The organism is Bisbaumannia salifodinae, assembly GCF_055388505.1.
In genome coordinates, this window is record NZ_AP043781.1 from 2,138,224 (window position 1) to 2,151,366 (window position 13,143).

The following is a 13,143-nucleotide window of genomic DNA, read 5'->3' on the forward strand; positions in this document are numbered from 1 at the left end:
CGAGGACACGCTTAGATGACCTACCGCACCAACCGTCGCCTGGTTTTCGGCCTGGCGGCCACCCTGCTCTGCCTGTCGCTGGCCGCCGCCGGCGCCCAGACCGGGGCCAAGCGCCCGCTCGATGCCGAGCAGGCCAGCGACGCCACGCCTCTGGATGGCCGCCATTTCTGGGACGCCCTGGCCCTGGAACCCCAGCCCAGCGATGTCTGGTCTCGCCTGCGCGGTCAACTGGCCTGGCAGGAGCATATCGATCATCCCCGGGTCCAGGAGTGGATCGAGCATTACAGCGCCAGCCCCCACAATATCGAGGAGATCACCGAGCGGGCCCGCCCCTGGCTGAGCTGGATCCTCGATCGCCTCCAGGATCGTGACCTGCCTGCCGAGATCGCCCTGATCCCCTTCGTGGAGAGCTCCTTCGACCCCAGCGCCCGCAGTCATCGCGGCGCCCGGGGGCTATGGCAATTCATGCCGCGCACCGGCGACTCCCTGGGGCTACACCGCAACCGTCACTATGATGGCCGCCTCGACGTGGTGGCCTCCACCCGGGCCGCCCTGGACTATATCGAGCAGCAGGCCGAGCAGTGGTATGAGGGTGACCTCTTTCTCTCGCTGGCCGCCTACAATGCCGGCGCCGGCACCGTCAACCGCGCCCGTCGCGCCGCCGGCGCGGGCAACGACTACTGGCAACTGCGCCTGCCCAGCGAGACCATGAACTATGTGCCCAAGCTGCTGGCCATCGCCGCCATCATCGATGACCCGGAGCGCTATAACGTCACCCTGCCGGACATCGACGATGCCCCGGCCTTCGCCAAGGTGACGGTGGACCGCCCCCTGGCGCTGAATGAGGCCGCGCGCCTGGCCGGCGTCAGCCAGGAGGCCCTGGCGACCCTCAACCCCGGGGTGCTCAATGGCAGCCTGAATCCCGCCTACAGCCCCGTGCTGCTGGTCCCCAGCGACAACGCCGAGCGCCTGGTGGCACGCCTCGCCCGCCCGGCCCCCAGCGAACCGACATTGGCCGGCAGCGGCGGCTGGCAGCAGTACGTGGTGCGCCGTGGCGATAACCTCTCCGCCATCGCCAGCCGCTTCGCCACCTCGGTGGCCGCCCTGCGTAACCGCAACGGCCTGAACGGCGATACCCTGCAGATCGGCCAGACCCTGCGGGTGCCGGCCCAGCAGCTGGCCGCCAATCGTAGCTAAGCGCCTCGGCTAAACACGAGCCCCGGGTAAGCGCCCCTGCCCAGGGCTCGTCGAGACCACTTACATAGCTAAGTGCCCCTCGCGAGTCCCTGACCAGCGTTGGCTTTCGTTAACCCTCCCCCATGACCCCGAGTCGCGCTTCCGGGTAGACTAGCCCCCGTCGTGATTTCGGGAGTCGTCATGTTAGGGATATCCACGCTGCGTTCCGGGCGATTCGCCCTCCCCTTGCTGTGCCTGGCATGGCTGTGCGCGATAGCGATCCCGGCCCAGGGCAACCCGCCCACCCCGGTGCATGGCCTGGCCCTCTACGGCGAACCGGCCCTGCCGGCGGATTTCTCCCACTTTTCCTATGTCGATCCCGAGGCGCCCCGGGGCGGTAGCCTGACCCGCGCCGCGGTGGGCGACAGCTTCGACTCCACCAACCCCTTTATCCTGCGTGGCACCCCGGCGGCGGGCCTCGGCCAGACCTACGATAGCCTGACCACCGCCAATCCCGATGAGCCCTTCAGCGTCTACGGGCTGATCGCCGAGACGCTCCTGCTGGACCCCGAGCGGCGCTGGATCGAGTACGCGCTGCGCCCCGAGGCGCGCTTCCACGACGGCGAGCCGATCACCGCCGAGGACGTGGCCTTCAGCTTCGAGCTGCTGATGGAGGAAGGCACCCCCAGCTACCGCAGCTACTACGCCGAGGTGAGCGGCGTGGAGGTCCTCGACGCCCATCGGGTACGCTTCAGTTTCGTGGAAAATGCCTCCCGGGAGCTACCGCTGATCATCGGCGAGTTGCCAATCCTGCCCAGGCACTACTGGGAGGCGCGGGACTTCACCCACCCCGACCTGGAGGCCCATCCCGGCTCCGGCCCCTATCGCATCGCCCGGGTCGATCCCGGGCGGCGCATCGTCTATGAACGGGTCGAGGATTACTGGGGCGAAGCGCTGCCGGTCAATCGCGGGCGCCATAACATCGACCGCCTGGTCTACGACTACTTCCGCGACCGGGACATCGCCATGGAGGCCTTCAAGGCCGGGCTGCTGGATCTGCGCATCGATGCCCGCGCCGCCACCTGGGCCACCGGCTACGACTTTCCCGCCTACCGGGACGGCTCGGTGCGTCGCCTGACCATCCCCGACGGCACCCCGGCCACCCTCCAGGGCTATGTCTTCAACCTGCGCAAGCCACGCTTCCAGGACCCACGGGTGCGCGAGGCGCTGTCGCTGACTTTCGACTTCCCCTGGCTCAATGCCAACCTCTTCTACGACAGCTATGCGCGCACCCAGAGCGCCTTCCAGAACTCGGAACTGGCCGCCGAAGGCCTGCCCTCCGAGGCCGAGCTGGCCCTGCTGGAGCCGCTGCGCGAGCACCTGGACCCGCGCGTCTTCAGCGAGCCCATGCCATTGGCCGAGCCCGAGGGCCTGCGCGAGCGGCTACGCCGGGCCCATGACCTCTTGCTGGAAGCGGGTTACGTCTACCGGGACCGGCGCCTGGTGCATGGCGACAGCGGCGAGCCGCTGCGCCTGGAGATGCTGCTCTTCGATACCGGCATGGAGCGGGTCGCCCAGCCGATGCTGCGCAATATGGCACGCCTGGGGGTAGAGACCAGCATCCGCATCGTCGACGTCAACCAGTACCTCAACCGGCTGCGTAGCTTCGACTTCGACATGGTCACCGCCCAGTTCCCCCAGTCCAACAACCCGGGCAACGAGCAGCGCAGCTACTGGACCAGCGAGGCGGCGGAGATCCCCCTGGCCCGCAACCTGATGGGACTGGCCGACCCGGCGGTGGACGCCCTGGTGGAGGGGCTGATTCGCGCCGAGAGCCGCGAGGCGCTGATCGCCTATACCCGGGCCCTGGATCGGGTGCTGCGCCTGAGCTTCGCGGTGATCCCCCACTACCACTCCGGCGAGACCCGCCTGGCACTGTGGGACAAGTTCGGCCACCCGGACCCCTTCCCCCGCTACGGCAACGACTTCGCCGCCTGGTGGGTCGACCCGGAAAAGTCCGCCGAGATCACCCGCCGCCAGCGTGGCCGCTAAGGAGCTTGCATGGCCAGTTATGTCCTGCGTCGCCTGCTGCTGATGATTCCCACCCTGCTGGGCATCCTGCTGCTCAATTTCGTCATCGTCCAGGCCGCCCCGGGTGGGCCCATCGACCAGTTGATGGCGCGCTTCGAGGGCCTGGATGCCGGCGCCAGTACCCGCCTCGACATGGGCGGCGCCGAGATCGTTACCCGCGACGAGTCGCGGGGTTCCCGGGGCATCGATCCGCAATTCATCGAGCAACTGGAGGCCCAGTTCGGCTTCGACCGCCCCGCCCACGAACGCTTCTTCCAGCTGGTCGGCGACTATGCCCGCTTCGACTTCGGCGACAGCTTCTTCCGCGACCGACCGGTGGTGGAGCTGATCATCGAGCGCCTGCCGGTGTCGATCTCCCTCGGCCTCTGGTCGACCCTGCTGGTCTATCTGATCTCGATTCCGCTGGGCATCCGCAAGGCGCTGCGCCACGGCTCGCGCTTCGATCTCTGGAGCTCGTCGCTGGTGATCGTCGGCTACGCCATCCCCGGTTTCCTGTTCGCCATCCTGCTGATCGTGCTGTTCGCCGGCGGCAGCTACTGGGACCTCTTCCCGCTGCGCGGCCTGACTTCCCCGGACTTCGATCAACTCTCCGCCTGGGGCAAGGTGGTGGACTACTTCTGGCACCTGGCGCTGCCGGTCACCGCCCTGACCATCGGCAGCTTCGCCACCCTGACCATGCTCACCAAGAACAGCTTCCTCGACGAGATCCACAAGCAGTACGTTCTGACCGCCCGGGCCAAGGGCGCCAGCGACCGCCAGGTGCTCTATGGCCATGTGTTCCGCAACGCCATGCTGATCATCATCGCCGGCCTGCCGGCGGCCCTGGTGGGCATCTTCTTTACCGGCTCGCTGCTGATCGAGGTGATCTTCTCCCTGGAGGGGCTCGGCCTGCTCGGCTTCGAGGCGGTGATGCAGCGCGACTACCCGGTGATCTTCGGCACCCTCTTCCTCTACACCCTGATCGGCCTGATCCTCAAGCTGATCTCCGATCTCACCTATGTGTGGGTGGACCCGCGCATCGACTTCGAGACAAGGGAGTCCTGAGCCGATGGCCTTCTTCGACCTCTCGCCCATCGCCCGCCGCCGCCTGGCGGTGTTCCGCGGCAACCGTCGCGCCTGGTTCTCGCTGTGGCTGTTTACCGGCCTCTTCCTGGTCAGCCTGGCCGCCGAGCTGATCGCCAACGACAAGCCCCTGGTGATGCGCTACGACGGCCAGTGGTATGTGCCGCTGCTGGTGGACTACCCGGAGACCGAGTTCGGCGGCTTCCTGCCCACCGGCACCGACTACCACGACCCCTTTATCCAGGAACGGATCGACGCCCACGGCTGGGCCCTGTGGCCGCCGATCCCCTTCGCCTACCAGACCCTCGACATGCAGATGCGCCGCCCCTCGCCGGCCCCACCGGACGCTCGCCACTGGCTGGGCACCGACGACCAGGGCCGCGACGTCCTGGCCCGGGTGATCTACGGCTTTCGCCTCTCGGTGGCCTTCGCCCTGGTGCTGACCGCCGGCTCCCTGGTGCTGGGGGTGGTGATCGGCGGCATCCAGGGCTACTTCGGCGGCAAGGTGGACCTCTTCGGCCAGCGCCTCACCGAGATCTGGTCGGGGCTGCCGATGCTCTTCCTGCTGATCATCCTGGCCAGCCTGGTGAAGCCCAATATCTGGTGGCTGCTGGGCATCATGCTGCTGTTCTCCTGGCTGGGCATCGTCGACGTGGTGCGCGCCGAGTTCCTGCGCGCCCGCAACCTGGAGTATGTGCGCGCCGCCAAGGCCCTCGGCCTGCCCTCGCGGCTGGTGATGTGGCGTCATGTGCTACCCAACGCCATGGTCGCCACCCTCACCTTCGTGCCCTTCCTGTTCACCGGCGCCATCACCACCCTGACGGCGCTGGACTTCCTGGGTTTCGGCCTGCCGCCGGGCTCGCCGTCGCTGGGCGAGCTGGTGGCCCAGGGCAAGAACAACCTCCAGGCGCCCTGGCTCGGCATCACCGCCTTCGTCAGCCTGTCGCTGATGCTCTCGCTGCTGGTATTTATCGGCGAGGGGCTGCGCGACGCCTTCGACCCCCGTCACACGCCCCGGAGCGCCGACCATGCCTGATGCCGTCCTTCGCCTCGACGACCTGAGCATCCGTTTCGACGGCCAGCCAGTGGTGGAGAAGCTGAGCCTTAGCGTGGGGCGTGGCGAGACCCTGGCCCTGGTGGGCGAATCCGGCTCCGGCAAGTCGGTCTCGGCCCTCGGCGCCCTGGGCCTGCTGCCCGACAGCGCCCGGGTCGAGGGAGAACGCCGACTCGGCGACACCGACCTCGCGCGCCTCGCCCCCCGCCAGTGGCGGGGGGTTCGCGGTAGCCGCGTCGGGGTGATCTTCCAGGAGCCGATGACCTCGCTGAACCCGCTGCAGCGCATCGGCCGCCAGATCGGCGAGAGCCTGCGCCTGCACCAGGGCCTCTCCGGCGCCGCCGCCCGGAGCCGCGTCCTGGCGCTGCTCGCCCAGGTCAGATTGCCGGACCCCGAGCGGCTGATCGACGCCTGGCCCCATCAGCTCTCCGGTGGCCAGCGCCAACGGGTGATGATCGCCATGGCCATCGCCAACGAGCCGGAGCTGCTGATCGCCGACGAGCCCACCACGGCGCTCGACGTCACCGTCCAGCAGGAGATCCTGGCGCTGCTGGCGGAGCTGCGCGACCGCCACGGCATGGCCATGCTGTTTATCACCCATGACCTCAACCTGGTGCGTCGCCACGCCGACCGGGTCTGCGTGCTCTACCGGGGCCGGGAGCAGGAGTCGGGGGCGGTGCACCGGGTCTTCGAGGCCCCCCGCAGCGACTACACCCGGGCCCTGCTGGCCGCCGAGCCGGAGGGGCGTCCCGCGCCACCGCCCGGCGATGGCGCCCCCCTGCTAAGCGCCCGGGACCTGGCGGTGAGCTTCCAGCGCCCCAAGCGCCTCTTCAGCCGCCGCCCGCCCCCCTTCGAGGCGGTCAAGCCCCTGGACCTGAGCCTGGGTCGCGGCGAGACCCTGGGCATCGTCGGCGAATCCGGCTCCGGCAAGACCACCCTGGCCCTGGCGCTGCTGCGCCTGACCGCGAGCTCAGGCGAGATCGACTTCGCCGGCGAACGCCTCGATCGCCTGCGGGGCGAGGCGCTGCGCCGCCGTCGTCGACGCTTCCAGGTGGTCTTCCAGGACCCCTATGGGTCCCTCTCGCCGCGGCTGCCGGTGGCGGAGATCGTCAGCGAGGGGCTGCGCTTCCACCACCCGGCGCTCGATGAGAGCGAGGTGGCGGAGCGGGTCGCCACCGCGCTGGCCGAGGTGGGCCTGCCCGCCGACTGCGCCGCCCGTTACCCCCATGAATTTTCCGGCGGTCAGCGCCAGCGCATCAGCGTGGCCCGGGCGCTGATCCTGGAGCCGGAACTGGTGGTGCTGGACGAGCCCACCTCGGCGCTGGATCGCACCGTGCAGAAGCAGCTGGTGGAGCTGCTCCGCGACCTCCAGGCCCGCCGCGGGCTCAGCTACCTCTTTATCAGCCACGACCTGGCGGTGGTCCGCGCCATGGCCCACCGGGTGATGGTGCTCAAGGAGGGCAAGGTGGTGGAGGCCGGCGACTGCGAGACGGTGCTGAGCGCCCCGGAGAGCGACTACACCCGGGCCCTGGTGGCCGCCGCCGGCCTCGCCCGCTGACGCGCCTCGTTGCCCCGGACAGTTCCCCCTGGCTTCCTCGCCTGCCGCGGGCGGATAGGGCTTCGCCGGGGAGGTCGACAAGCATGCCAATATGATAACGGTATAAATACACCTATCTCGGCCCCAGCGTTGACCCCAGCGAGGCATGATGCCCGACCCGCTGGGATATAGTGTCATGGAGAAACGCGGGGAAAGAATAATGAGAGCTTGGAGACATGGCCTGGGGTGGGCCCTGCTGCTGTGCCTGCTGCTGATCCCGGCCTGGGCCCAGGCCGCCCCACCCCGGGATCTGGCCGACGGCTGGGAGTATCGCTGGGGAGACTCGCCGCGACTGCCCGATGGCAGCCCGGCCTGGGCGCGCCAGGCAGAAGACGACGCCTGGCAGCCCATCGCCTTTCCCTCCAACCCACCGGATCGTCAGGGGCGCCACCATGCCTGGTTCCGGATCACCCTGCCGGAGGGCAACTGGCGCGATCCGGTGCTCTATATCTACAGCATCGATCTGCTCGCCGAGTTCTATCTGGATGGCGAGCCGCTCTATCGCCATGGCAGCCTCGACGAGGCCGGCACCGGCCGCTTCGTCGGCTGGCCCTGGCATATGATCCCGCTGCCGAGGGAGGCCCTGGGGCGGGAGTTGCAGGTGCGCGTCTACTCCGACTACCTGGATATCGGCCTGTGGGGCGAGGTCAAGCTGATGGAGCGGGCCGACCTCTTCGGCTATCTGCTGCGCCACTCCGCCGGCGCGCTGATCGTCAGTGGACTCTGCCTGCTGCTGGCGCTGCTGGCGGGGGCCTTCGCGCTGATCCGCAGCGACCGCCGCAGCTTCGCCGCCATCGCCCTCTTCGGCCTGGCCGCCGGGGGGATGATCCTCGCCGAGTCCCAGGCCAGCCAGTTGCTGCTCGATACCCCGCTGCTCTGGGACTTCCTCGCCGCCGCCGGCTACTTCACCCTGCCCATCGCCATGGGCCTGCTGCTGGAGCACTGGCTGGCCGAGACCCGTCCGCGGCTGATCCGACGCCTCTGGCAGGCCCATCTGGGCTACCTGATCCTGGCCCTGGGCGCCAGCGGGCAGGGTTGGATCGACCTGGCCATTACCTTTCCGATCTTCGATGCCCTGCTACTGGCCAGCCTGGTGACGCTGATGGGGGCGACCCTGCCCCACTGGCGACGCCTGGCGAGACGCCAGCAGGCGATCCTCGCCACCTGTGCCCTGTTCGGGCTGCTGCTGCTGGCAGACATGGCGGTGGCCCATGGCGTCCTGCCCTGGGGCCGGGTGCCGGTGGCCGCCGGCGCCCTGGCCTTCGTGCTGGCCATCGTGGCGATTTGCCTGCTCGACTATGCCCGCACCCAGCGCGACCTGGAGCGGCTCAATCGCTACCTGGAAAACGAGGTGGCCGAACGCACCCGACAACTGCAAGCCCTGGTGGCGCGGCTGGAGACCGATTCCCGCACCGACCCCCTGACCGGGCTGGCGAATCGGCGCCACTTCGAGGAGCGCCTCGAGGAGGAGGCGAGCCGGGCGCGGCGACATGGCACGCCCCTGGCCCTGGTGATGATCGATATCGATCACTTCAAGGCGGTCAACGACCGTCATGGCCACGAGGCCGGCGACCGAGTGCTAGAGGGGGTGGCCGATGGCCTACGCCAACATTTCCGCGACGGCGACCTGGTGTGCCGCCTGGGTGGCGAGGAGTTCGTGCTGCTGCTGCCTTATGCCGACGCCGAGGGCGCCCGGGCACGCCTGGAGGGACTGATGACGGCCCTGCCCGGGCGGGTCTACTGGCACCAGGGGCAGTTGCTGGGGCCGATCAGCGTCTCCTGCGGGATCGCCGCCTACCCGAGCCATACCCAGGACCCCATGGCGCTGGTCGGGTTGGCCGACCAGGCGCTATACGCCGCCAAGCAGGGCGGCCGCGCCCGGGCCGAGATCTACGGCTAGGCGAGCGGCCGAAGCGCCTGGCAGAGCGCTTAGAACAGCGCGATCTCCGCCTCGCTCAGTTCCCGCCACTCGCCGGGGGCCAGCCCCGCCAGGTTCAGCTCGCCGATTGCCTCGCGATGCAGCGCCTCCACATGGTTGCCCACGGCGGCAAACATGCGCTTGACCTGATGGTACTTGCCCTCATAGAGGGTCAGCTCGGCGACCCGGGGCTCGCGCATCTTCAGCTCGGCGGGGCGGGTGGGCTTCTCCTCGCCATCGAGGAGGACACCCTCGGCGAAACGCTCGACCACCGCCGCCAGGGCCTCGCCTTCCAGCGCTTCGGCCAGGCTGACCCGATAGACCTTGCCGCAGCGCCGCGCCGGCGAGGTGACCCGATGCTGCCACTGGCCGTCGTCGCTGAGCAACACCAGTCCGGTGGTGTCCACGTCCAGGCGCCCCACCGCCTGCAGCCGCTCCGCCTTGGGCAGCTCGATCAGGTCCGTGACCAGCGGATAGAGGCCACGCCGGGCGCTGCACTCCACCCCGGCGGGCTTGTTGAGCATCACATAGCGCAGCCCCACCAGGGCCAGGGGCCGGCCCAGCCAACTGACGCGATCCGCCTCCCCCAGTTGGGTGGCGGCGCTGCGCACCGCCTCGCCATTGACGGTGACCTCGCCGCGCTTGAGGGCCCGCTTGGCCAGGCTGCGGGTCAGCTCGGTGGTCTCGCAGAGAAAACGATCCAGACGCATCAGCGGGGCGCCTCCAGGGAAAGGGTAAAGTCGTCGGCATCCTGCCAAGCGGGAAACTTGTCGCGGAACTCGCGCAGGGCCTCCCGGGAGAGGGTGCCGGTGGCGATAAAGGGTTCGTCACGGGGCCGGTCGATCAGCGCCTCGCCCTTGAAGTCGACCAGCAGGGAATCGCCGGCATAGGCCAGCCCCTTGGCGTCCTCGCCGACCCGGTTGACGCCGATCACGTAGCAGAGATTCTCGATGGCCCGGGCCTGGAGCAGGGTACGCCAGGGGTGGCGCCGCGGCGCCGGCCAGTTGGCCACGCACAGCAGGGCGTCATACTCGAAGTGCACGCTCTCGGTGGGCTGCTGGCGCAGCCAGACCGGGAAGCGCAGGTCATAGCAGACGCTGAGCAGCAGCCGGAAGCCCTTGAGCTCGACGATCACCCGCTCGTCACCCATCCCATAGCGCTCGTGCTCGCCGGCCATGCGGAAGAGGTGGCGCTTGTCGTAGGGGGTGACCTCACCCTCGGGGGTCACCCACAGCAGGCGGTTGTAGTACTGGCCGCCCTCGACGATGGCCACGCTGCCGGTGATCACGCAGCCCCGTTGCCTGGCCTGGGCCTGCAGCCAGGCCAGGGTGCGGCTCTCGGCCATGGGCTCGGCCATCTCCCGGGAATTCATGGTAAAGCCGGTGGCGAACATTTCCGGCAGCACGATCAGGTCGGTCTGTTCGCCCCCCAGCTCACCCAGGGCCTCCTCCAGCCGGCGGCAGTTCTCCGCCGGATCCTCCCAGCGCAGGTCGCACTGCACCAGGCTCACACGCAGCTCGCTCACGCTTGGCTCCTCGATTGGTCACTATGCCGGATAGGCTACCCGCTGAAGCCGCCGACGCCCAGCGCCAGCTATGCTAGATTGGCAGTTTTTAATAGCGAGATAATCATGAGCCAGGAAGTGGAACAGCGGGTAGAGCAGCAGAGCCAGGCACGAGACGCCCGGGCCGGGGTCGGTTTCGGCCTGGCCGCCTACCTGATGTGGGGCTGTTTCCCGCTCTTCTTCGCGCTCTTCGAGGGGGTGCCGGCCTGGGAGATCCTGATCCACCGGGTACTCTGGTCGTGCTTCTTCCTGGTCGGGCTGGTCAGCCTGCTGGGGCGCTGGGCGCCGATCCGCGCGGCCCTGGCCGAACCGCGGCGCCTGGGGCGCGTGCTGGGCTGTGCCGTGCTGATCGCCATCAACTGGGGGCTCTATATCTACGCGGTGGAGAGCCGTCAGGTACTCCAGGCGAGCCTCGGCTACTTTATGACGCCGCTGGTCAATGTGGCGCTCGGCCTGCTGGTGCTACGGGAGTCGATGGCGCGCCTGCAGGGCGCCGCGGTGGCCCTGGCGGTGGCGGCCATCGTCCTGCAGTTGCTGCTGCTGGGCGAGCTGCCCTGGATCAGCCTGACCCTGGCGCTGAGCTTCGGCACCTATGGCCTGCTGCGCAAGCAGGTGCCCCTGGACGGCCTCTCCGGGCTCTTCGTCGAGACCCTGCTGTTGCTGCCCCTGGGGCTGCTGGCGCTGGCCTGGCTGAGTGCCAGCGGGGCATCCCACTTCGGCGAGGCCGCCAAGGTCAGCGGCCTGCTGATCGCCAGCGGCGTGATCACCGCCCTGCCCCTGCTGGCCTTCGCCGGCGCCGCGAGGCGCCTGCGCCTGAGCACCCTGGGCTTCTTGATGTACCTCAACCCCAGCGTGCAGTTCGCCATCGCCCTGCTGGTGTTCCGCGAGCCCCTGTCGGCGGTGCGGCTGGGCACCTTTATGCTGATCTGGGTGGGCCTGGCCCTCTACTCTTTCGCCGCCTGGCAGACGCATCGCCGCCAGCCTCACCCCGGGGCCTGACCGCTCACTCCGCTGCCGGCACCGCCTCAGGACCCGGCGCCCCCGCCGGGCTTGGCAAGGCCGCCCCCGGCGCGGCGTCGGCGTGCCGTGGCCGCTCGGGTGCCGTGGTCCCTACGCCCTCCGGGGCATAGCCGATACGCAGGCCGCCCCAGTGCCGGCCCTTGACCCGAATCGGCACCGAGAGATCATGCATCACCTCGCCGGTGTCGCGCTTGTAGGTCTGCACCAGCAGGGGCTCCTGATGCGCCCCGCAGCGCCGCCCGGTGGGGTCATCGAAGATGCGCTTGCTGCGGCAGTACTTGAGGTCATGGGCACGGTCGCCGGTGGGGGCACGACTCACCGCCCGATTATGGGTCGGCACATAGCCGCGCCGGTCGCAGGCGATGGCATAGGCCACGCCGAGTCGCTCGAGCAGGGGTTCCTGGATCGCCGGCAGATGGCGGTCGGTGTAGGCATCGAAGGCGCTGCGGTAGAGCGGCGGATCGGTATCGGGGATCGCCTCATAGCGGGGCTCGAAGAGGCTCGCCTCCTCGAGCTCGCCCTGATCGATACCGGCCTCCAGCAGCCGCCCGATGCGCCGTGCCGTCTCCCGGGCCGCGGCATAGACCTGCTGGTGGCGGCCCGCCAGGCGCTGCTGGGCCAGGGCCCCGTCGATGCCCTCCGCCGCCGTCAGCAGGGCATGGGCCTGGGCCGCCAGGTCATGCATATCGGCCTTGCCTCGACGGGTCGCCTCGGCCAGCGCGCCGATCCCCTCGGTGACCTGGCGGGCATGCTCCTGGGTCTCGGCCATGGCCGAGGCGGTAGCGCTCACCGACGCCTCGACCTTATCCAGGTCCCCGGTCATCTCGACCAGGTGGCCGCCCACCTGGGACACCTGGTCGGCGCGCTCGCCGACCCGACGCATTAGGTGGCCCAGGGTATCCACCACCCGTTCGCTGCTGTCGCCGATATCCCCCACCAGGGCCTCCACATGACGGGTGGCCTCGGCGGTGCGTCCGGCCAACGACCGTACCTCCCCGGCCACCACCGCGAAGCCGCGCCCCTGCTCACCGGCCCGGGCCGCCTCGATGGAGGCATTCAGCGACAGCAGGTTGGTCTGCTCGGCGATGGCGTCGATCATGGCGGTGACCTGGCGGATGCCATCGGCCTTCTCGCTCAATGCCGCGAGCAGCTCGAGGGCCTGCTCGGAGCGGCCGGCCAGGGCCTGCATTTCCTCGATCACCTGGGTCAGGGCGTCTCGTCCCTGATGGCCCAGCGCCCGGGAGCGACCGGCCAGGGTCGCCGCCTGGGCGGCATCTTCCGCGACCCGCGCCACCGCCGCGTTGATCGATGTCATCCGCGACACTGCCTCCTGCATGGCACCCTCCTGTTGTGCCAGCCGACCATCCAGGCGATCGGCATGGTGGGAGACCTCCGCCGAGGCGATGGCGGTCTGGCTGGCCCGCCCCAGCAGCCCCTGGGCCATGCGACGCAGGGAGAAGTAGTCGCGGCTGGGTGCCCAGGCGCCACGAGCCCTGCTCCCCGTCAGCGCCTCGCCCCGGGTACGGTAGATACGCCAGGGCCCCCAGAGCCCCAGGCCGAGCCCCAGCAGCAAACCGGCCGATGCGGCCAACGCGATCATCGCCATCCGTCTTCCCCGTTATTGTTGCTTTGCCGGCAGCATACCGGGAAGCCCGCCCCCG

10 protein-coding genes are annotated in these 13,143 nt (G+C 69.3%); 7 read left to right on the forward strand and 3 right to left on the reverse strand.

The features are described 5' to 3' along the window. The first annotated feature begins 15 nt into the window (after window positions 1-15). The 6 genes from ACZ5EF_RS09720 (at window position 16) to ACZ5EF_RS09745 (ending at window position 8,880) form a co-directional block, all read left to right on the forward strand. A complete protein-coding gene (locus tag ACZ5EF_RS09720; RefSeq protein ID WP_346062355.1) occupies window positions 16-1,197 on the forward strand; it encodes a transglycosylase SLT domain-containing protein in 1,182 nt (393 codons plus the stop codon). Window positions 1,198-1,377: 180 nt separating this feature from the next. Continuing rightward, window positions 1,378-3,228, forward strand: coding sequence for an extracellular solute-binding protein (locus tag ACZ5EF_RS09725; protein WP_346062354.1), 1,851 nt, complete (start codon window positions 1,378-1,380; stop codon window positions 3,226-3,228). Window positions 3,229-3,237: 9 nt separating this feature from the next. Beyond that, complete coding sequence (locus ACZ5EF_RS09730; RefSeq protein ID WP_346062353.1) at window positions 3,238-4,311, forward strand: microcin C ABC transporter permease YejB; 1,074 nt, start codon at window positions 3,238-3,240, stop codon at window positions 4,309-4,311. A 4-nt stretch (window positions 4,312-4,315) separates the two neighbouring features. Continuing rightward, window positions 4,316-5,365, forward strand: coding sequence for an ABC transporter permease (locus ACZ5EF_RS09735; protein WP_346062352.1), 1,050 nt, complete (start codon window positions 4,316-4,318; stop codon window positions 5,363-5,365). Further along, entirely contained in the window at window positions 5,358-6,941 is a 1,584-nt protein-coding gene (locus tag ACZ5EF_RS09740; RefSeq protein WP_346062351.1) for an ABC transporter ATP-binding protein, read from the forward strand. The genes ACZ5EF_RS09735 and ACZ5EF_RS09740 overlap by 8 nt, the downstream gene beginning before the upstream one ends. A gap of 199 nt (window positions 6,942-7,140) precedes the next feature. Further along, window positions 7,141-8,880: a GGDEF domain-containing protein gene (locus tag ACZ5EF_RS09745; protein ID WP_346062350.1), complete on the forward strand. Its 1,740-nt coding sequence runs from the start codon at window positions 7,141-7,143 to the stop codon at window positions 8,878-8,880. 29 nt (window positions 8,881-8,909) lie between these two features. On the opposite strand, the gene ACZ5EF_RS09750 is transcribed toward ACZ5EF_RS09745, so the two are convergent. Both ACZ5EF_RS09750 and ACZ5EF_RS09755 read right to left on the reverse strand, forming a co-directional pair. Continuing rightward, window positions 8,910-9,608, reverse strand: a complete 699-nt coding sequence (locus tag ACZ5EF_RS09750; RefSeq protein WP_346062349.1) for a pseudouridine synthase — start codon at window positions 9,606-9,608, stop codon at window positions 8,910-8,912. Continuing rightward, a complete protein-coding gene (locus ACZ5EF_RS09755; protein ID WP_346062348.1) occupies window positions 9,608-10,423 on the reverse strand; it encodes an amidohydrolase in 816 nt (271 codons plus the stop codon). Before ACZ5EF_RS09755 ends, ACZ5EF_RS09750 begins: the two co-directional genes overlap by 1 nt. 105 nt (window positions 10,424-10,528) lie before the next feature. Between ACZ5EF_RS09755 and rarD the strand changes: the two genes are divergently transcribed. Further along, entirely contained in the window at window positions 10,529-11,461 is a 933-nt protein-coding gene (gene rarD, locus ACZ5EF_RS09760; RefSeq protein WP_346062347.1) for an EamA family transporter RarD, read from the forward strand. 4 nt (window positions 11,462-11,465) lie between these two features. On the opposite strand, the gene ACZ5EF_RS09765 is transcribed toward rarD, so the two are convergent. Then, window positions 11,466-13,088: a methyl-accepting chemotaxis protein gene (locus tag ACZ5EF_RS09765; RefSeq protein WP_346062346.1), complete on the reverse strand. Its 1,623-nt coding sequence runs from the start codon at window positions 13,086-13,088 to the stop codon at window positions 11,466-11,468. Window positions 13,089-13,143: the final 55 nt, after the last annotated feature.

Bases quoted from the DNA above. Each gene is read 5' to 3' on its own strand.
- ACZ5EF_RS09720 (WP_346062355.1), top strand. From the start codon at position 16: ATGACCTACCGCACCAACCGTCGCCTGGTTTTCGGCCTGGCGGCCACC.
- ACZ5EF_RS09725 (WP_346062354.1), top strand. From the start codon at position 1,378: ATGTTAGGGATATCCACGCTGCGTTCCGGGCGATTCGCCCTCCCCTTG.
- ACZ5EF_RS09730 (WP_346062353.1), top strand. From the start codon at position 3,238: ATGGCCAGTTATGTCCTGCGTCGCCTGCTGCTGATGATTCCCACCCTG.
- ACZ5EF_RS09735 (WP_346062352.1), top strand. From the start codon at position 4,316: ATGGCCTTCTTCGACCTCTCGCCCATCGCCCGCCGCCGCCTGGCGGTG.
- ACZ5EF_RS09740 (WP_346062351.1), top strand. From the start codon at position 5,358: ATGCCTGATGCCGTCCTTCGCCTCGACGACCTGAGCATCCGTTTCGAC.
- ACZ5EF_RS09745 (WP_346062350.1), top strand. From the start codon at position 7,141: ATGAGAGCTTGGAGACATGGCCTGGGGTGGGCCCTGCTGCTGTGCCTG.
- ACZ5EF_RS09750 (WP_346062349.1), bottom strand. From the start codon at position 9,608: ATGCGTCTGGATCGTTTTCTCTGCGAGACCACCGAGCTGACCCGCAGC.
- rarD (WP_346062347.1), top strand. From the start codon at position 10,529: ATGAGCCAGGAAGTGGAACAGCGGGTAGAGCAGCAGAGCCAGGCACGA.
- ACZ5EF_RS09765 (WP_346062346.1), bottom strand. From the start codon at position 13,088: ATGGCGATGATCGCGTTGGCCGCATCGGCCGGTTTGCTGCTGGGGCTC.